17 protein-coding genes and 1 pseudogene are annotated in these 19,157 nt (G+C 70.3%); 4 read left to right on the plus strand and 14 right to left on the minus strand.

All coding sequences use genetic code 11. The features are described 5' to 3' along the window. Nucleotides 1-175 precede the first annotated feature (175 nt). From ACFVXC_RS17550 to ACFVXC_RS17580, 7 genes are all read right to left on the minus strand, one after another. Nucleotides 176-772 carry an ATP/GTP-binding protein gene (locus ACFVXC_RS17550; RefSeq protein ID WP_389906237.1) on the minus strand — a complete coding sequence of 199 codons (597 nt, stop codon included), beginning with the start codon at nt 770-772 and terminating at the stop codon, nt 176-178. Beyond that, complete coding sequence (locus ACFVXC_RS17555; protein WP_389906239.1) at nt 753-1,187, minus strand: DUF742 domain-containing protein; 435 nt, start codon at nt 1,185-1,187, stop codon at nt 753-755. Before ACFVXC_RS17555 ends, ACFVXC_RS17550 begins: the two co-directional genes overlap by 20 nt. Beyond that, on the minus strand, nt 1,184-1,648 hold the full coding sequence (locus tag ACFVXC_RS17560; protein WP_389906240.1) for a roadblock/LC7 domain-containing protein: 465 nt from the start codon (nt 1,646-1,648) through the stop codon (nt 1,184-1,186). Before ACFVXC_RS17560 ends, ACFVXC_RS17555 begins: the two co-directional genes overlap by 4 nt. Next, entirely contained in the window at nt 1,645-4,110 is a 2,466-nt protein-coding gene (locus ACFVXC_RS17565; RefSeq protein WP_389906242.1) for a nitrate- and nitrite sensing domain-containing protein, read from the minus strand. The genes ACFVXC_RS17560 and ACFVXC_RS17565 overlap by 4 nt, the downstream gene beginning before the upstream one ends. Before the next feature lie 144 nt (nt 4,111-4,254). Then, the gene (locus ACFVXC_RS17570; protein ID WP_389906244.1) at nt 4,255-5,037 is read right to left on the minus strand and encodes an MHYT domain-containing protein; all 783 of its coding nucleotides are present in this window, start codon (nt 5,035-5,037) and stop codon (nt 4,255-4,257) included. Nucleotides 5,038-5,419: 382 nt separating this feature from the next. Further along, nucleotides 5,420-6,418: an RNA polymerase subunit sigma-70 gene (locus ACFVXC_RS17575; RefSeq protein ID WP_389906246.1), complete on the minus strand. Its 999-nt coding sequence runs from the start codon at nt 6,416-6,418 to the stop codon at nt 5,420-5,422. Nucleotides 6,419-6,584: 166 nt separating this feature from the next. After that, the gene (locus ACFVXC_RS17580; RefSeq protein ID WP_389906248.1) at nt 6,585-7,532 is read right to left on the minus strand and encodes an alpha/beta hydrolase; all 948 of its coding nucleotides are present in this window, start codon (nt 7,530-7,532) and stop codon (nt 6,585-6,587) included. 73 nt (nt 7,533-7,605) lie between these two features. Between ACFVXC_RS17580 and ACFVXC_RS17585 the strand changes: the two genes are divergently transcribed. After that, nucleotides 7,606-8,157: a helix-turn-helix domain-containing protein gene (locus ACFVXC_RS17585; RefSeq protein WP_389906250.1), complete on the plus strand. Its 552-nt coding sequence runs from the start codon at nt 7,606-7,608 to the stop codon at nt 8,155-8,157. A 433-nt stretch (nt 8,158-8,590) separates the two neighbouring features. Next, a complete protein-coding gene (locus tag ACFVXC_RS17590; RefSeq protein WP_389906252.1) occupies nt 8,591-9,199 on the plus strand; it encodes a hypothetical protein in 609 nt (202 codons plus the stop codon). Nucleotides 9,200-9,775: 576 nt separating this feature from the next. On the opposite strand, the pseudogene ACFVXC_RS17595 reads toward ACFVXC_RS17590, so the two are convergent. Next, nucleotides 9,776-10,894, minus strand: a pseudogene (locus ACFVXC_RS17595) (polysaccharide lyase family 1 protein); the annotation flags it as partial. Between the two features lie 129 nt (nt 10,895-11,023). Next, nucleotides 11,024-11,191 carry a hypothetical protein gene (locus ACFVXC_RS17600; protein ID WP_389906253.1) on the minus strand — a complete coding sequence of 56 codons (168 nt, stop codon included), beginning with the start codon at nt 11,189-11,191 and terminating at the stop codon, nt 11,024-11,026. Nucleotides 11,192-11,477: 286 nt separating this feature from the next. Between ACFVXC_RS17600 and snpA the strand changes: the two genes are divergently transcribed. Then, nucleotides 11,478-12,158, plus strand: a complete 681-nt coding sequence (gene snpA / locus ACFVXC_RS17605; protein ID WP_389906255.1) for a snapalysin — start codon at nt 11,478-11,480, stop codon at nt 12,156-12,158. 408 nt (nt 12,159-12,566) lie between these two features. Here snpA and ACFVXC_RS17610 read toward each other — a convergent pair whose 3' ends face one another. Beyond that, nucleotides 12,567-12,791, minus strand: coding sequence for a hypothetical protein (locus ACFVXC_RS17610; RefSeq protein ID WP_389906257.1), 225 nt, complete (start codon nt 12,789-12,791; stop codon nt 12,567-12,569). A 187-nt stretch (nt 12,792-12,978) separates the two neighbouring features. Next, complete coding sequence (locus ACFVXC_RS17615; RefSeq protein ID WP_389906258.1) at nt 12,979-14,067, minus strand: alcohol dehydrogenase catalytic domain-containing protein; 1,089 nt, start codon at nt 14,065-14,067, stop codon at nt 12,979-12,981. A 101-nt stretch (nt 14,068-14,168) separates the two neighbouring features. On the opposite strand from ACFVXC_RS17615, the gene ACFVXC_RS17620 reads away from it, so the two are divergent. Then, nucleotides 14,169-15,062, plus strand: coding sequence for a LysR family transcriptional regulator (locus tag ACFVXC_RS17620; protein WP_389906260.1), 894 nt, complete (start codon nt 14,169-14,171; stop codon nt 15,060-15,062). A gap of 53 nt (nt 15,063-15,115) precedes the next feature. On the opposite strand, the gene ACFVXC_RS17625 is transcribed toward ACFVXC_RS17620, so the two are convergent. The 3 genes from ACFVXC_RS17625 to ACFVXC_RS17635 form a co-directional block, all read right to left on the minus strand. Continuing rightward, the gene (locus tag ACFVXC_RS17625) at nt 15,116-16,501 is read right to left on the minus strand and encodes an MFS transporter (RefSeq protein WP_389906262.1); all 1,386 of its coding nucleotides are present in this window, start codon (nt 16,499-16,501) and stop codon (nt 15,116-15,118) included. 205 nt (nt 16,502-16,706) lie between these two features. Further along, complete coding sequence (locus tag ACFVXC_RS17630) at nt 16,707-17,162, minus strand: RpiB/LacA/LacB family sugar-phosphate isomerase (RefSeq protein ID WP_389906263.1); 456 nt, start codon at nt 17,160-17,162, stop codon at nt 16,707-16,709. A gap of 456 nt (nt 17,163-17,618) precedes the next feature. Then, complete coding sequence (locus ACFVXC_RS17635) at nt 17,619-18,614, minus strand: LacI family DNA-binding transcriptional regulator (protein WP_389906265.1); 996 nt, start codon at nt 18,612-18,614, stop codon at nt 17,619-17,621. Nucleotides 18,615-19,157 lie beyond the last annotated feature (543 nt).

The following is a 19,157-nucleotide window of genomic DNA, read 5'->3' on the forward strand; positions in this document are numbered from 1 at the left end:
CGCGGGCTCGAAGCCCCAGGGCAATCCGGTGCGGATTCGCCATATACGGGATCAGCGGTCCGTCCCCATCCATCAACAGCAAGGGGCGCACCGGCTCGTCAAGTCCGGGTGGATCCTGGTCCAGTCGGCGTAGCCGGACTCCTGGCCCACGTCACGCGGGCCAGGAGTCCGGCGCTCAGCGGGTGACCAGCTCCCGACTCAGGACGTGCTCGACCAGGGAGATCAGGACCTCCTTGCCGGACTCACGGTCGCGCACGTCGCAGAGCAGGACGGGTGTCCCGGGGTTGAGGTCGAGGGCGCGGGCCACCGCGTCCGGGGCGTGGCTGCGGATCCCGTCGAAACAGTTCACCGCGACGATGAAGGGGATGCCGCGGCTCTCGAAGTAGTCCACGGCGGGAAAGCAGTCCGCGAGGCGGCGGGTGTCGGCGAGGACGACCGCGCCGAGGCTGCCCGTGGCCAGCTCGTCCCAGACGAACCAGAATCGGTCCTGGCCGGGCGTGCCGAACAGGTACAGGGCGAGGTTGTCCCGCAAGGAGATGCGGCCGAAGTCCATGGCGACCGTGGTCGTGGTCTTTGTGGCCACCCCCTTGAGACTGTCCACCGGGCGCGAGGCTTCGGTGAGGGGTTCCTCGGTACGCAGGGGACGGATTTCGCTGACCGATTCCACCAGCGTGGTCTTCCCGACGCCGAATCCGCCGGCGATCAGGAGCTTGAGCGCGGTGAAGTCGGCGGACGCCGAATGCCGCGTGCGGTCAGAGTGCGCGGAGGCCATTGATCACTTCTCGCAGGAGGTGGGCGTGGGCACGTTCGTTCCCGGTGGCGGTGGAATCGGGCGGGGTGATGTGGATCAGGCCCTGCGCCGTGAGGTCGCCGAGGAGGACTCGGACCACACCGAGGGGCAGCCCCGAGTCCGACGCGAGGTCCGCGACAGGGTGCGGACCGTGGGCGCACCGGGCCAACAGCGCGCGCTGCTCGGGCGGGAGCGGGGCGCGCGGGGTGGCGGCGGTGGGCCGGACGATCGCCATCAGGTCGACGCGCTCCGCGCCGTTGTCCGTGCGGGCGCGGCCGGCGGTCATGGCGTAGAGCCTGACCAGGGGTCCTGCCTCGTCGTCGTACCGGTCGGTCCAGGCTTCGCCGAAGCGGTCGCCCGGACCGTCCCGTCGGCGGTTGGGTGGCTGGTCCGTCATGAGGCCTCGCCGTCCGGCGTCGGCGTGTCGTCGGTCCGCAGGGGCACGGTGAGATGTTCGCGCACCCGATCGACCAGCAGGGCCATCTCGTACGCCACCAGACCGATGTCGGCGTGCCCGTCGGTGAACACGGCGATGCAGGAGCCGTCCCCGGCGGCGATCACGAAGAGGAAGCCGCCCTGCAGCTCGACCATGGTCTGGACGACGCCGCCCGCGTCGAAGTGCCGGCCCGCCCCCTTGGCGAGGGAGTGGAAGCCGGAGGCGATGGCGGCGAAGCGCTCGGACTCGTCGCGGCCCATCCCGTGCGAGGCGCCGACGCACAGGCCGTCGGTGGACAGCATGACCGCGTAGCGCACCTCCGTGACGCGGTCGACGAAGTCGTCGAGGAGCCAGTCGATGCCGCTCTCGCCGTGGTCGTCGCTCTGGTCGCCCAGGGAGGTGACGGAGTAGGTCGGCGTCATCGGTCGGTGAACCCTTCGTCGTTCGCTGCGTGGTGGTCGGGCGAGGGGCCCGGCGCGCCGGATCCGGTCGCTTCGTCGCGGGTGGCGGAGGCGCGGCGCCGGCCGGAGCGCAGCGACGCCATCGTGGCGCGGGCGGCTTCCGGGGAACGGACGGCCGGGCTCTGGGCAGAGTGCGGGCTCGCGCTCGCGTCCTCGTCCTTCGCGAGGTCCTTGCGCAGTTCGGGGGCGAGGCTGGCCTGGCGCACCCGGCGCGGCAGTCCCTCCCCTGTGTCTGAACTGTCCGATCCATCCGGCTCGTTCGGTTCGCGAGCGGGCCGCACGGTGGGGGCGGACGGGGTTTGGGGCTGCTGGGGTGCGGCGTGCCGGGCGCGGCCGGGGAGTTGGCGGGGCGCCTGCTCACCGTGCGGGAGGCGGGGCTCCGTCAGGGGTGCGGCCTTCGGTTCCTGGCGGTGGTGCCGCTGGGCGGGGATGCGCTCAAGAGCGGGCGGGAGGGCCGGTGCGGGGCGGGGCTCCATCGCCCGTGGCGGCTCCGGCTCGGGCAGGGGGCGCAGGCCCGGGTGCGGGGCCTCCAAGAGCTGCTGCGGGAGGAAGACGAGGGCGGTGATGCCGCCGTAGACGGAGCGGCGCAAGGTCACATCGAGGTGCTGGCGCTCGGCGAGGCGGTTGACCACGAACAGGCCCAGCTGGCGCGAGTCGAGCAGGTCGACGTCCGCGGCCTGGATCTTCTCGTTGGCCGCGGCGAGCGCCTCGTCGCTCATGCCGAGACCGCGGTCCTCGATCTCCAGGACGGCGCCCGCCCCGACTTCCTGGCCGCGCACCACCACGGGGGTGTGCGGCGGCGAGTAGGAGGCGGCGTTCTCGGTGAGTTCGGCGACGAGGTGGATGAGGTCGGCGACCGCCGTGCCGGCCAGACGCAGGTCGGGGATGTCGTGCAGTTGGACGCGCTCGATGTCCGCGGTCTCCGCGATGCCCGCGCGCACGGCATCGATCAGTGGGACCGGATTGCGCCAGGCGCGGCCGGGAGCGGAGCCGGAGAGGATCAGCAGGGACTCGGCGTGGCGGCGCATCCGCGTCGTCAGATGGTCCAGGCGGAAGAGGTCCTCCAGATCCGTGGGGTTCTCGGTGCGGCGCTCCATGGTGTCGAGAAGTTCCAGCTGCCGGTGCAGCAACAGCTGGCTGCGGCGGGCGAGGCTGACGTACACGCCGGAGACACCCGTGAGCACGGCGGCGCGGCCGGCGACGGCGCGCAGTGCGGCGCGCTGCACCGTGGTCAGCGCCGCGCCGACCTGGCCGACCTCGTCCCGGACCGGTTCGTGGGAGAGCGGCGCTTCTTTCTCCAGGTCCAGGCCGTCGCCGCCGTGGATGCGGCGGATGGCGGCCGGGAGCCGATGGGAGGCGAGTTCCAACGCGGAGTTGCGCAGTCCGGTCAGATCGTCGACGAGGCCGCGACCGATGCGTACGGAGAGCAGGAGCGCGAGGAGCACACCGAGCAGGCCGAGGAGCACGGCGAGGCCGGAACCGCCCAGATTCGACAGGGAGTACGGCTTGGCGTCGGCGCCCGTGTCGATCGCGCCACGCTCGGCGGCGGCGAGTCCGGACAGGGTGGGACCGGCGACAGAGCGCCAGTGCGCCGCGGATACCGCGGTGGCGGCGCCGGAGGGTCCGGCGGCGAGGACGTCGTCCTGGGCGGCGGCGAGGCCGGCGGCGGCGCGGGAGCCGAGCACTTCGCGGTAGGCGGCGGCGTCCTGGGCCCGCAGGTCGGACACCGCCGCGTGGGCGAAGGCACGCTCCTCGGCGACGTCGCCGACGAACGTACGGTGCTGGGCCGCGGACATGGTTCCGCTTGCCTGCGCGGCGCCGAGCACGGCGTCCTGTCGGCTCAACGCGTCGCGGGAGCGGGCCAGTTCGAGCACGGTACGGCTGTCGGAGACGCGGTCGGGCTGGTCGGCGCCCGCGAGCCCGGAGCGGACCGCGAAGGCCCGGTCGACGGCCGTTGTGTAGTCGGAGAGCACGGCGGAGGCGCCACGGGTGCTCTCGCGCCGCTCACCGAGCGCCCCGGCGCTCGCGAGCAGGGAACGGACCCGGCCGGGCAGCGCGGCGTCGAGGGCCGCGAGGTCGGTGCTGCTGGAGCGGATGCCCGCGCGCAGTGCCGTGACGGATCTGTCCGTACGGGCCTGGGCGGCGTCGAAGTCGCGGCGAGCGGTGCCGCCGGGCGTGGCACGGTACTTGAGGGCTACGGCACGCTCGTCCTGCACCGCGGAGGTGAACTGTGCGACGGGCCGCACCAGGGTCGAGTCGACCTGGCGCAGCTGCTCGGTGGCCGAGACCTGGGAGGCGGTGGTGACGGCCGCGTGTCCCCACAAGGCCATCAGGGAGAGGACCGGCACGGTCAGCAGGGTGACGACCTTCGCGCGGATCGATTTGGGGCGCCAGCGTTGGGGCACCAGAGGGCGTGCGGGCATGACGAAGGGGCTCCTTGGTGGTGCAGGAGTGTGGGGGCGCGCGCGGTGCGTCGGGCCCGGGGAACGCGGGGCGCCCACGTGCGTGACGCAGCGCCTGCCGCGGTGGAGAGAGGGACGGTGCGGGCCGGGGCGGCCCGGCTGCGGTCAGGCGAGCGGGAGTTCGACCTCGTGCAGCGGGCGGGCTGCGGCCTCGCTCTCGGCGCGCTCCCGCGCTGTGGGGGACAGCGCGACGAACGCGCAGGTCAGGAAGAGGAAGGAGCCGAGCACCACGGCGAGCGGCAGGATGAAGGCGGTGGCGCTCGCGCCCCGCAGGGGAGCGGTGCCGGCGTGCACGTCCACCGTGACGGCGGCCATGCCCGTGTAGTGCATGCTGCTCACCGCCAGGCCCATCACGAGCGAGGCGACGGCCGCGACAGCCGGTCCCCGCACGGACAGCGCGGCCCACAGGGCGGCGGAGGCGGCGGCGATCGCGATGAAAACGGAGAGCGCGACGAGCGCGGGGTCGTACGAGATCGAGCCGTTGAGCTGTACGGCGGCCATGCCGATGTAGTGCATCGCGGCGACGCCGAGTCCGGTGCCGACGCCGCCGAGCACGATGGAGCGCACCCGGGAGTTGCCGTAGCCGGCGGTGAAGACGCCCGCACCGACGACGGCGATGGCGACGACCAGGCTGAGCAGGGTCAGCGGGATGTCGTAGCGGATCGCGGTGCCGTCGACGGTGTAGCCGAGCATCGCGATGAAGTGCATGGTCCAGATGCCGGCGCCGATGGCGACGGAGGCGCTGATCAGCCAGTTCTTCTTGGACCGCCCCCCGGCTGCCAGCGCGCGCACGGTGCAGCGCAGTCCCAGCGCGGCGCCGACGACGGCCATGGCGTACGACAGGACCGGAGTGGCCCAGCCTCCTGCCATGTGGTGCATGTGACCCACGGGATTCCTCTCACTTGATGTGTCGGCCCCCCGGCGACCCGGGACGCTAGCACGCAGTGGATCTCCCGCCAGGGGGCACGAAAACACCGTCTTGTGAGGGTTACCGAACAGTAGGGCCCGAGTTCACCGGCCGCACGCCCGTAGGTCCGTCACCGATCGCACACATAGGTGCGACTCTTGTCACGCCGCGTATCGAAATGCTTGCGACACCGGGGGCGAGACGCCCAGTTCCGGATATCCGGGACATGGTGGTGCAGCCTCCGCCCGGCGCCGCCTCACCGTCCACCCCGAGACCGTCCGTCCCTCTGCGCCGGACGCGTCGCACCGCTTCACTGCGATCGCCGAGGTACGCGCACCGTGCGGCGCGGGCGTGTACGCCGGTCTACTCGGTGCCGTCAGCCGGAAGACTCTCGGGCAGCCCGAGCAGGGCGAACCGGTCGTTGTGGAAGGTGGTGATCTCGGTGATCGAACCGCCACTGATGCGCAGAACGTCGATGGTCAGCGGCAGGAACGCGCCCTCCCGCTCTTGCCGGTGGTAGAAGGCGAGGGCGGGCTGCCGGTTGACGGAGGTCTGGACGGCGCGCAGGTGTTCCATGCCGTCGAAGCCGCTCTCGGCCCAGTAGTCGACGACCGTGTCGCGGCCGACTTGCAGGCCTGGGGTGGGTGGCATCGAGGAGCGGATGTCGTCGTGCAGCAGTGCGGCGAGCGTGTCGATGTCGGTGGCCAGGCTGGCGTCGGTGTAGCGGCGCACGATCTCGCGCGTCCCGGTGTTCTCCTGGCTGCCGGTCCAGTCCTGCCGTTCGGCGGGCAGGTGTTCGCGCATGCCGGCGCGGGCGCGCTGCAGGGCGCTGTTCACGGAGTTGACGGAGACGCCGAGGAGGCCGGCGACGTCCTTGGCGGGCCAGCCGAGGACGTCTCGCAGGATCAGTACGGCCCGAGGGCGGGGCGCGAGGTGCTGGAGGGCGACCATGTAGGCCAGTTCGATGGTCTCGCGCGCGAGGGCGAGGGTTTCCGGCTCGTCGGCGCCGGCGGCGGGCAGTTCGTCGAGGAGCCGGTCGGGGTAGGGCTGCAGCCAGAGCACTTCGCCGCCGGTCGCGGGCTGCGGGCGGTGTTTGGCCAGCAGGTCCAGGCAGGCGTTGGTGGCGATCCGGTAGAGCCAGGCCCTGAACGTCGAGCGCCCCTCGAAGGTCTCGCGCCGGCGCCAGGCCCGCAGGAATGTTTCCTGCACGGTGTCCTCGGCGTCCTCGAACGAGCCGAGCATCCGGTAGCAGTGCACGTGCAGTTCCCGCCGGTGCCGCTCGGCCAGTCCGGAGAACGCCGGCTCGTCGGCGTCGCCCGGCCCGCTCACGCCCTGCTCCCCCGGCCGCGTATTGGCACTCATCACGTAGTCCTTCCGTCCGGTGGTGTCCTGTCGTAGGTGTGACGGATGCGGGCGCGATAACTCATCACCAGGGTCGCTCGGCAGCGTGGTGTGTTTCCGACGGGGAAGAGCACACCGCCCTGGGTGACGAGGCTCGGGGGTCGGCCGAGGTGGCAGGACCGGAAGGTCAGGAAGAGGCGGATCGCCCCTCGGCGGGCGCCTCGCCGGCGACCGCGGTCAGGTGACGGGAGAGCCACTCGGCGACGAGGTCGAGCAGGCCGGGGTCGACCGGCTCGCGCAGCAGGCGGCGGTAGGAGTTCAGGGTGGGGCGTCCGGAGTCGCGCCGCAGGATGTGGGTGAGGTCGTCGATGCGGTGGGTCTCCGCGCCGCCGGGCACCAGCCGGGCGATCTCCTTCAAGTCGTCCGGGTTGACTTGAAGGTCCTTGTCGCCGGTGACGGCGAGGATCGCGGCAGCGCTGACGGCGAGGTCGTCGCGGGTGTCATGGACGAGCATCTCGCGCATCCAGCGGGCGTTGACCTTGGCACCGGCCACGCGCGCCACGTCCGTCCGGGTCTTCTTCACCCGGGCGAGGGCCCGGCTGCCCAGTCCCGCCAGCGGTCGGCGCAGCAGCCGGAAGAAAGCGGGCATGCTCGCGACGATCGAGCGGCCCTGCCAGCGGAAGGCCTCCTCGCCCAGGTTGGCGAAGCCGGCCAGCATCACGACGGCACGCACGTCCGTGCGGGCCGCCAGGGCCATGGCGTGCAGCGAGCCCTCACTGTGGCCGATCACGCCGATCGCGTCCGCGTGGACGTCGGCCCTGCCCGCCAAAGCGCGCACGGCCGCGGCGGCGTCCTTGCGGTTGTCGGTGAAGCCGGCGGCCCGCCAGTCGCCGGGGTTGGCGCCGCTGCCGCGACGGTCGTAGCGCAGGGTGGCGATCCCTCGTGCGGCGAGGGCCTCGGCCACCGGCCGCCCCAGGTTCATCGGGAGCTTTTGACTGTTGCCGTCACGGTCCAGCGGGCCGGAGCCGTGCAGCAGCAGGACCGCCGGGTGCGGGCCGGGGCCGACGGGCAGTGTCAGGGTGCCGGCCAGCGAGGTCCCGTTGTCCGCGGTGACCGTCATGTCGATGTCGGGCAAGGCCCCGCCTCTTTCGTTTCGCGCTCATGCGTTCTCAAGTGAGAGAATGTTATCAGATGTGAGAAGGTGAATCATGGCAACCGCGAATCTCCTCCTCCATCCGGTCCGGATGCGCATCATCCAGACCCTGGTCGGCGCCGGTGAACTGACCACCGCGCAGCTCCGGGAACGTCTCCCGGATGTCTCACCGGCCAGCATGTACCGGCACGTCGCGACACTCGCCCAGGCCGGCATCCTGGAAGTGGTCCAGGAGAGACCCGTACGCGGGACGATCGAACGCAGCTACCGGGTCCGGCAGGACAAGGCCCTCGTCGACGAGGAAGCCCGCGCCGGAATGACCAAGGACGACCACCGGCAGGCCTTCACCGTCTTCACCGGGGCGATGATGGCCGATTTCGACCGCTACCTCTCCCGCGACGACGCTGACCCCTCACGCGAGGGAGTCCTCTACCGGCAGGGAGCGGTGTGGGCGACCCCCGAAGAGTTCACCGAGCTGGTGGAGGAACTGGAGGCACTGGTCGCCCGGTTTACGCGACGAGCCCCCGGGGACGACCGCATCCGCCACATCGTCAGCCTCGCCCTGGTACCCGACAAGGCCACAGGGGAGGATGACCAGGCCCTCTGAGCTCACCGCCGACGGCACGGGCCGGAGAGGCGTGAGCCCCCCCGGACTGGTTGATTGAGAAGGGCATCGGTGGGCGCACCGCAGTGTAGGTCCACGTCGGCGGATGCTGGAGCGGCCAGCATCTGGTCTAGGCGCGGCGTGCCCTCCCGCTACTTGAGGGGCCTCGCGCTTGGAGACGCGGACTCCTGCGCCCCGCCGGTCTGCCGGACGCGAAGGGGCTGACGGTCTTGGGGTGGGTGCAGTGGCGTAGCGCGCGGGCGCACCTCTACGAAGCCGCGTAAGCCGGGGTGCGCCCCGCCGACTGCTCTGCCGACTGCATCCATCAGAGGGGGTGCGGGGCATGTCGTCGGGCGCCTGGTCCGGACGAAGGGACAAGATCATCCCGCTCATTCCCTATGCCGTGAGATGCGGCCGATCTATCCGGAGCTGTGCCATGCCCGCTTTCCCCCGAACCGTTGCTCTGGCCCTGGCTATCCCGGCAGCCGCCGCACTGAGTGCCGCCGCCACGATGCTGGTGTCCCCGGCCGCCCACGCCTCCCTCGCGCCGCAAGCTGCGACCGCGGCCCTGAAGATCGTGAAGTCTCCGGCGTGGTCGGACCAGGGCAAGTGGGCGGACGCGACCTGTCCCGCCGGCACCGGTCTGGTCGGCGGCGGCTACAAGTCGCACAACTCCAGGAACGGTGTCAAGCATAACGTCGACGCCGTGGACGCCTCCGCACCGTCGGCCCCCAAGCCCAACACCTGGGCGGTCAAACTGCACCACGGCACCGCCGAGTCCTACGCCATGTGCGCCCCTGGCGCACCGGTGCCCAAGGTCGTCGTCGGCAAGCCGGGGCTCGACGGGCACGAGTCCGTGGCCTCCTGCCCGAAGGGCATGGTGTCGATCGGCGGAGGCTACAACTCTGACCCCGTCGTGACCGGAGCGGGCGCGGTGGTGGACTTCGTGCAGACCAGCGCACCCGTCGAAGCCGCTGACGCGAACGGCTGGAAGGTCGAGATGATGCACAAGCACGGGACCGCCTACGTCATGTGCGTGAAGTAGCTGGCCACCTTCGAGCGGGCCGCAGTCACGGAGTCCGGCGGAGTCATCCGCTTCACCCGGGCCGGGCCTCGGGCTGTCGTACCCCTCGCCGCACGAACCCAGCCACGGCAGCTACGACACGTGCTTAGCGCACGAACTGACGTGGATGTTTCTTGGACCACGGATGCGGCGCAGCTTCTCAGCTTGATCCTTACCCTTTGACCTGGTTGTGCGGTCACTCCTTGGGGTGATAGCAGGGTATGAGGGCGGCCTTCTCGTGATCCTGAACTCTGCGAAGAATTCAGGGAGTTCACGAGGGGGCCGTGGGATGAGTTCGCTGGGTGCCCAAACCCAGCCGTCCAGGCCCCGGGCCCCCGGCTCCAAGAACCGTCACCCCGCCCCCCACCAGGACGTGGGCAGAACCGTCGAACGACGCAGCGCGCTCCACGAACGCGACGAGGCCAGACGCCAAGGATCAAGCTGATGGCGTATGTGCCGGTGTTGTGAACCTCGGGGGTGGGCGGTTGTCGTGGTGGTGCCGTTCTGGCGGTACGCCGGTGTCCCGCCGCCGTACCGCCAGAACGGCTCGCGTCTCTAGCAGGTGCCGTCCGACACCTTGAGGCCCGTGCCCGCTCCCGCCGTTCTGCCCACGATGTCCGGCACACAGGCGGCGCTGTCGAGGGAGTGGGGGTAGGGGATGCTCACCGTGGTGTTGGACGTCGGGTTGGGGCCCGCCGGGTTGTATTCGTCGTCGGCGGGGGACCAGGTCACCGTGTCGAAGGTGTTGCCGCTGACCTGCCAGTAGCCGGCCGCGTCGGTGTAGAAGGTGCCAAGGACGTCCTTGGAGTTCTTGAAGTAGTTGTTGTCCACCCTGGCCTTGGCTCCGGCGCGGGAGTTGATGCCGGACTCGTTCAGGCCGGTGTAGTAGTTGTTGTAGATGTGGGCCGTGCCGCCGCGCAGCAGGGGCGTGCGGGAGTCGATGTTCTCGTACTTGTTGTGGTCATAGGTGATGTAGCTGTTGGAGACGTCGCTCTCGCTGGACCCGACGAGGCCGCCGCGTCCGGAGTTGCGCAGGATGCTGTACGACAGCGTCACGTACTGCGTGTTGTTCTTCATGTCGAAGAGGCCGTCGTAGCCCTCCGACTCCCCGCCCGAGGCTTCCAGGGTCGTGTGGTCGACCCAGACGTTGCGGACGTCGCTCTCCATGCCGATGGCGTCGCCGCCGTTGGAGGTGGGGGAGCCCGACTTCTTGACGTTCTTGACGGTCACGTTCCGGATGATGATGTTGCTGGAATCGCGTATGTGGATGCCCAGTTGGTCGAAGACGGCGCCGCTGCCGACACCGATGAGCGTGACGTTGCTGATCTGCTTGAGTTCGATCACACCGGCGGCGGTGTTGCAGCTGTCCCCCGACACCTTCGCGGTGTTGGCGTGATTGATCGTCCCCTCCACTTCGATGGTGATCGGAGTGTCGTCGGCGGCGCGGCTGCACAGGGCCGTGTGGATCGCGGTGCCCGTCGTGGCCCGCACCGTCTTGCCGCCCGCGCCGCCGGTGGTCCCGCCGTTCTGCGTCGCGTAGCCGGTGGCGCTGCCGACCGCTGCCGCGGCCGTGGGCTGCGCCGACGCCTCCGGCAGCGTCAAGGCCGCACCACTGGCGGCAGTGACGGCCAGCGCGGCCAGCGTGGCGTGCAGTCTTCGTGTACGTGCTCGGCTCATGGTCGGCTCCCTGTTCATCGTTGAATCCCGGGTGTCGTTGTCCCGTGTGCAGTAGTCGTCGCGGTGGCCCCGGAGGTTGCCGCCCTGCCGCCGTGGTCTTCGACGTCGCGCCGTCGGGCGACGAGACCCTCAGTACGGCTGTGCGGGGCAGAGCCGGTGGGAGTGCGCCTCGTTCCCGGGCCCGGTGGACGCGGGGCAGAGCTGGCGGGAGTGCGCCTCGTAGCCGGGCCCGGTGGACTGCGCCGCCTGTCCCGCCGCGATGGCCGCTGCGTGTTCACCCCGCTGATGGGTGAGCATCGCGGTGGAGTTCCACGTGCGCAGCGGTACGGATCAAGTGTTTCCCGTAGGCGCACGTCCGGGCGTGCGATGTGGCAACTGCCTTTTGGCTCATACCAGTTGATGCTCTGCGGCTATCGCCGAATGGTATCGGTACGAACGAGCCCGGCCTTCCCGATACTCATCCCGACCAAAGGCCCGCACCCGCAGGGCCCCGGTCCCGGGATGCCGGGCACCTTCGTGCCCGGGAGTTCCCGGCCGCCCCGGCCATCCAGGCCACCGCACATTGAGAAGGGACACACCCCCCGTGAAGAGATCCCGCACCAGCCTCCGTGCCATCCTGGGCGCTGCCGCCCTCGTCGGCTCGCTTGCCGTCGCTCCCTCGGCGTTCGCGGCGCCCGCGCCCGACACGGTCAAGCCCGTATCCACGAACGCCACGTCGGCGTACGCGGGCTCCGCCGAGGAGCAGGCCGCCAACCGGCAGTTCTTCGACGCCGTCATGAAGTCGGCGCTGAAGAAGCAGGCGGCGCAGCCCGGCATCCAGGTCGTCACCGTCCGCTACCGCACGACCCGGGCGCCGAGCTTCGGCAGCCAGATAGCGCAGAGCACGCAGATCTGGAACTCTTCCGTCAGCAACGTGAAGCTCCAGCAGACCAGCTCGACTGCCGACTTCGAGTACCGCGAGGGCAACGACTCGCGCGGCTCGTATGCCTCTACCGACGGCCACGGCCACGGCTACATCTTCCTGGACTACCGGCAGAACCAGCAGTACAACTCCACGCGGGTGACGGCCCACGAGACGGGTCACGTGCTCGGTCTGCCCGACCACTACTCGGGCCCGTGCGGCGAGCTGATGTCCGGCGGCGGCCCCGGTACGTCCTGCACCAACGCCTACCCGAACGCGCAGGAGCGCCAGCGGGTCAACAGCCTCTGGGCCAACGGGATCGCCACCCTGAAGGACCAGGGCGAGCTGACGAAGGTCCGCTGACCCGCACGCCACCACCGGGCGCGCTGTCGCCTACCGGAAAGCAGCACCCGGGCCGGCCCGGCCGCGTGCGGCGCGCTCTCCTCCCGCAGGGGTACTCGTACTCAGAGCAGGGGTACTCGTACTCAGAGGAGGAGAAGACGCGCCGCCGCGGTCGGCGGAGTCGGCGGAGGTTCGCGGACTGTCCGTGCGCCGCTATGGCGGTGCGCAAGGGTGGCGAGACGGGGTGCATTGACGGCGCGCCAGCGCTCCTGAGCGGCGACGCCCCAGCCTGAAACCCGGTGAAACCCCGCAGAACTTCCACTTGGCCAACCCCGACTGCCCCTTGACCAAGTCATAGTGCCCCAGGGTGCCGTGCCACACAGGAGCACGGCACCGTGACCGTCATTCACCTCCGCCGAAGCGGTACGTTCACGCGCTCAGATTCATCAACGCGAAGAACACATCACCGCGGACCACCTCGAAGGGTGCGTCGAGCAGTTCGGCCAGCTCCGCGATGTCGCTCGGTGACCAGCTCCAGGCGTTGATCGCGGCGGCGATGAACATGGGCTTCGACTCGTCCCTGCCCTCGATGTGACGGAGCAGTCCGTCGCGGAACTCCTCGCCCTTTCCTTGCGGGTAGAAGTTGCCGATCACCGGAAGCCCGGCCGGCCTGATCTGCAGGTCGCCTGTCTCCCAGGACTGGTCGACACGGGCAGCTTCGCCGGGTAGCAGTGACCGGCCGAGCCCCGATTGGCTTCGTGCACGTCGAACAGCAGCAGTATGGCCGCCTGTGCTCGTAAGGAATGACGGTCGTGCGGATGGTGCGGATCAGCGGGCCTTGTCAGCCGGCCGATGGGATGAGGCTGGTTCGGTCGAAGAGGCCACCGTGCGCGGCTGCGTACGCGATGGCGTCGTTGACGGCGTCGAGGCTGAACGACCGGACTCGTTCGGGGGTGAGATCCAGAGTGCCCGAGGTGAGAAGCCGGATGATGCCGACATTGGCTGCGCGCGGGTACATCCACTGCCCGCGCACGGTGATCGAGTTGCGCATGATCCATGGGTAGGGGAGTGCGAGGTCGTCGCCACCGAGCATGCCGACGCCGCCCATGAGGACGACGCGGCCGTACTCGCGCACGGTCATGGCCGCCGCGCGCGAGGCCGAACTGGGTGCGCTCGGCGGGAGCAGGTCGATCGCCATGTCGATCGGGCCGTCGGCCGCCGCGGACATCGCCGCGCGGTCGGTGGCCTCGTCCCCGGTCAGCGGGACCGGGCGCAGACGCGGACCGAACCGGTCGGCGAGGAGGTCGAGCGCGGCCTGGTTGCGGCCCGGGGCGACCACGCGGCCCGCTCCCATCGCGAGCGCAACCGCGACCGCGCTGCTGCCGAGGTTGCCGGTGGCCCCGCTGACGAGCAGGGTCTCGCCGGCCGCGAGCCCGCCTGCCAGCAGTCCGCCGTAGGAGATGGTGTGCACGGTGAGCGCGGCCCAGCGGGCCGGATCCTCCCCGGCCGCGGCCGGCAGCGGAAAGACGTTCTCCGTCGGGACCCGCATGAGCTCGGCGAACGCACCGTCGTGCATGTACTCGGCGAGCCGCGCGCCGCCCTCGCCGCGCGAACTCCAGCCCTGGAGCGTGATATCGGGCGTCAGGGCATCGTCCCGCGAGCGCACCGTCGAGTCGCACCACACCAGGTCGCCGACCCGCAGCCGGGTGGCGTCAGGGCCGACGTGGACGATCCGCCCCACGCCGCCGACACCGGGCACGACAGGAGGGACGAGGGGGTACTTCCGTTTGCCGCTGAAGACTTCGGCCGCGTAGGGCGCCACGCTGGCGGCGAGGACTTCGACCACCACCTCACCGCTACCGGCCTCGGAGTCCGGCACCTCCCGCACCGCGAGTGGGGCGCCGAACCGCGTCAGAACTGCTGCTCGCACGTGATGACCTCCGTGTTTGTCCGTGCTCTTGAGATCAACATTAGGAGCGGGACGAGCATGCGGGAAGCGATGATCTCGCATCTATGGTATGCGTATGTCGCATGGACATCTCCAGTACGGGACTGCGGGTCTTGCGGCAGATCGCCGAGTCCGGCAGCTTCACCGCGGCGGCCACCCGACTCGGCTACACGCAGTCGGCCGTCTCACGCCAGGCCGCCGCCCTCGAACACAGCGCCGGCACCACCCTGTTCGAACGCCGCCCGGACGGGGTACGGCTCACTGCCTCCGGCTTGACCCTGTTGCGGCATGCCCACACGATCCTCGCCTCGCTCGCGGCGGCCGAGCGTGAACTCACCGGCACCGTCCCGCGGACCGAACTGGTGCGGCTCGGGGCAGTCCCGAGCGCGGGCGCGGCGATCCTGCCCGCCGCACTCGCACACCTCGCGAAGGCCGCCCCGCAGATCACGGTCACCTCGCGCGAGAGCACCACACCCACCCTGATCCGGTCGCTGCGCGCGGGCTCGCTCGACCTCGCAGTGCTGACATCCCGCCCGCCCCACCGGCCCTTCGACAGCGAGTTGCCGCGCCTGCACCTCGAGACCGTCGCGGACGCCGAACTGGTCGTGGCCGTGTCTTCGACCGGAGACTTCGCCGGACGTACCACCGTGCACGTCGACGAACTGGTCGACGCCGCATGGATCGCCACCCCGTCGTCGAACTCCGAGCCGCTGCTCGGCGTCTGGCCCGGCCTGCCCGGACGGCCGTGCGTCATCCACTCCGCGCGCGACTGGCTGACCAAGCTCCAGTTGGTCGCCGGCGGCTTCGGCATGACCACGGTGCCGTCCGGGCTCTCACCGATGCTGCCGCCCGGGGTGAGCGTGCTGCGCGTCGACGGCGCACCCCCCGAGATTCGCCGGGTGCTCGTGGCACGCCTCTGCGGCCACCCCACCCCGGCGATCACAGCCGTCACCCAAGCGGTCATTTCGACCGCCTGAACCGCCACCAAGGCCGCACACGGCGCACTCACGGGTGAGCGGGAGAACAGAGCTCACCGAGATTCGGAGGTGAGGGGCGGGGCGCCACTGGCCGGCGCCTCCGAAGCGGTCTGAGTGCGCCTTTCCTCTGCTACGAGGCCGATCACACGCTCCCGCTCATGGTGGCCCCAGGTCTCCTTGGTCACGAGGATGCCGCCGAGGCCGATCACGGCTGCGGCGAGGTAGAGCAGTGCGGCGCCTGGCCAGCCGTAGGCACCTACCAGGGCGGCGGCGAGCAGCGGGGCGAAGCCGCCGATGGCTGCGGCGACTTGGTAGCCGAGCGAGGCTCCCGAGGTGCGCGTCGCCGTGCGGAACTGCTCGGTGAGCAGGGAGCCCTGGGTTCCGGTGAGTGATGCGTGGATGAGGCCGATGCCGATGATGAACACCGTGACCACCAGGGCGGGTTGGGCCGTGTTGGTGAGCAGATACATCGGGAAGGCGAAGAGGATCGCCGCCGTACAGGCGGCTATGTAGATGGGGCGGCGTCCGATGCGGTCGGTGAGCGCGCCGGCGAGGAAGGTGACCGCGATGGCGAGAATGCTGGCAACGGTGATCGCGCCGAGGGCGACGGGCCTGAGGTCGGGGTGGCGTTCGGTGATGTAGCTGAGCAGATAGGTGGCGGTGGAGTAGTAGGCGAAGGATTCCACGACGCGCAAGGCGATGACGCGCAGGATGCCGCGCCAGTCGTCGGCCAGTGTGGCGAGGAACGGGTTCTTCTCGGTGTTGCCGCTGGCCTTGGCTTCCTGGAACTCGGGGGATTCGGAGAGTCGGGAGCGTGCGATCAGTGCGGCGATCACCATGACGGCGCTGAGCAGGAACGGGGTCCGCCACTGCCAGTTGCCCTCCAGGGTGGAACTCCACGCGAACACGCCGCTGGCCAGGGCGATGCCCAGAGGATTGCCGGCCTGGGGGATCGCGGCGAACATGCCGCGGCGGTGCCACGGCGCGTGCTCGTAGGCCATGGTGATCGCCCCGCCCCACTCGGCGCCGAACGCGAGGCCCTGGATCATGCGGATGAGCACGAGCAGGACCGGTGCGAGCACACCCACCTGTCCGTAGGTCGGCAGCACGCCGATGAGGAAGGTGGCGGCGCCCATGACGATCATCGCCGCGACGAGGACGGGTTTGCGGCCGTACTTGTCGGCGAAGTAGCCGCCGAGGGCGCCGCCGAGCGGGCGCATGACGAAGCCGACCGCGAGGGTGGCGAACGAGAGCAAGGTGCCGACGAGGCGATCGCTCTCGGGGAAGAAGACCGCTCCGAAGTAGAGCGCGGAGGCGGTGCCGTACGCGATGAAGTCGTAGTTCTCGACGCTCGTGCCGAAGGCCGCGGCGATTGCGGTCTTGACGCGGTCTTTGGAGCCGAGCACGCTCCGCCGTCCTGCAGGGACGCTGATGGACATGGGAGTTCTCCTAGAAAGGGCGCCGGATCGGCTCCGGCGTCTGCGCAGTGAGGAGGATGAGGGGTGGCGGGCGGGGCGACCGGCTCCTTTGGCTGGGTGTTTTGGGGCATGCCGAGGAAGCGCCCGGCGTAGTGGTGCGTGGGCGGGGCGTTCGGTGTCAGCGCAAGAGAAGGCTCACCCGGTCAGGGGGTGCGGGGGTGACCTGTCAGAGGGCTGGGGTCAGTGTGTCGAGCGCGTTGAGTTTGGCGACCCGGCGGCGGGTTTCCTCGTCGTCGTCGAAGACGGCACCGAGGAATTCACGGATGATGTCGGGCACGAGAGCGTGCGGGACCAGCCAGGCCCCCATGGCGATGGCGTTGGCGTCGTCGTGCTCTACGGCCTGGTGCGCGGAGTAGGGCTCATGGGCGAGGCCGCAGCGGACGCCGGGCAGTTTGTTGGCGGCCATGACGGCGCCCTGGCCGGTGCCGCAGACGAGCACGGCTCGATCGGCGGCGCCAGAGAGCACGACCTCGCAGGTGGTGCGCGTGATGTCCGGGAAGTCGACAGGGTCGCCGCTGTAGGTACCGCAGTCGATCACCTCATGTCCGAGAGCCTCAATGGCCTGGCGGACGGTGTCTTTGAGCGCGTATCCGGCGTGGTCCGCGCCGAGGGCTATCTTCATCGGCTGTTCCTTTCAGAGAGGGCGCACTGCGGTTTCGCCAGGTAGGGGCGGACGTTGCAGTGCTCGGTCGGGTGTGGGAGCGATGTGCGGCCGCACACCGGGCGCGTAAGCGCGGTCGATGGCCTTGATCGGGATCGCGCGCTCTGCGCCTGGCATCGGCGCGGCGCTCAGCCGCGCGGCCTGAAGGGGGTCCCGCCCATCGGGAGACCCAGCAGTGACATCGGGAGGCTCAGCAGTGACATCGGGAGGCTCAGCAGTGAAGACGCCGGGATCGCGAGCGAGGAGATCGAGCAGGGTGGCGTCACCGTCGCGTGCACCGGCGAGGAGCGTCTTGGCCGAGCGCTCTGCGAGAGCATCGCCGGGGTGGGGTGGACGGCTGAGGGTTTCGGTCTCTTCGGTGTCTTCGATGTCCTTGGTGACGGACGGTGACGGTGGTGCCGACGGCGTACTGGGTGTTCATCGGATGTCCGGCAAGGACCGGTCGGCGAAGGTGGTGGGGATGCGTTGTCCGGGTGCGGGGCGGCCGGCGATGAGGTCGACGAGTCCTCGTACACCGAGTCGGCCGATCGAGGACGCGACGTTGCGGACCGCGCTGATGGGCGGCGAGGCGAACTCGAACCAGTCCAGGTCGTCGAAGGAGACGATCTCGACGCGGGCGGCCTTCTCTGCGCCGAGCCGCTCGCGCAACGCGCGCACGGCTCCCAGGGTGGTCGGACCGTTCGCGCCGAACACGGCCGTGAAGGGGGAGCCGCGATCGAGGATGCGGCCCATGGCCTCGGCCGCCCCACCCGCCAGGAAGTCACCGGCATCGATCAGCCTGTCGTCGGTGCTGATGCCGTGTGCGTGGCGCCCGGCGAGGTAGGCGGCGCGGCGCTCGGCTCCGGTGGAGATCGTGTCCGGGCCACCGATGAAGGCGACGTCGCGGTGGCCCCGGCGCTGTAGCCAGGCGAGCACCTGCTGCACGCCCTGCGCGTTGTCCGTGCCGTACAGCGGGGCGTCGACGCCTTCGATCCTGCGGTTGAGGAACACGAGCGGCAGTCCGGACGCGAGCGTCGCCGCGAGCTGCGGCGAGACGGTGCTCTGCGGCGAGAAGAGCAGGCCGTCGATGCGTTGTGAGGCGAAGGTCTGAAGGTAGGCGTCGGCCTGCTCGGCATCCTCGTTCGCGTTGGCGAGGAGCACGGTGTATCCGTGGTGGCGCGCCTCCTGCTCGGCGGCGTGCGCCAGCTCGGAGAAGAACGGGTTGCGGATGTCCGATACGAGCAGCCCCAGCACCTCGGTGCGGGCACGCCGCAGAGAACGGGCGGGGCCGTTGGCGATGTATCCCAGCTCCGCCGCGGCCGCGAGCACACGGGAGCGGGAGTCGGCCGAGGTCTGACTGCTGCCGCTGAGCACCCGGGACGCGGTACCGAGCGCGACCCCTGCCCGTGCGGCGACATCCTTGATCGTGGCCATCCGCCCCACCTCCTTGTGGAAACGTTTCCATGAACTGAATAAACTTAAGATCGCACACCGGTCGTGCATTGAGCAAGGACTGCGTCAGCGGGCTGATGTGGGCCGGTTGCACACCCGCGGGCCGAGGCGGCGGCGCACGGCTCGGCTGCCGGAGCCTCTTCTCTCTCCGCGCACGAGACCCTCGTCGACCACACAATCGCCGTCTACGCCGCCACGTCGCGGGCCTCCTTCCGCGAGAACACCGGCGGCGGCCCCGACGACCCGGCCCACGCCGCTCAAGCGATCGTCACCGCGGTCACCTCCGCTAGCCCGCCCCACCGGCTCCTGGCGGTGCTGGGATTCTGGGAAGGAATCGGCTGCCCCCGGGGCACTGTCGAAGGCCCGGCCGGCCCCGGGGCGGGGAGAATTTGGTGTGCGGGGCTGATGGAACCGGGTAACGTCTGGGGCATGTTCTTCCAGACGCCGATTTACGAGTGAGGGCGTGATGGGCGCCTGCTGACGTCCTTCGACGACGCCGCGCCCGTCCCCTCCGCCGATGAATCC

The organism is Streptomyces sp. NPDC058257, assembly GCF_042881845.1.
Classification (GTDB): domain Bacteria; phylum Actinomycetota; class Actinomycetes; order Streptomycetales; family Streptomycetaceae; genus Streptomyces.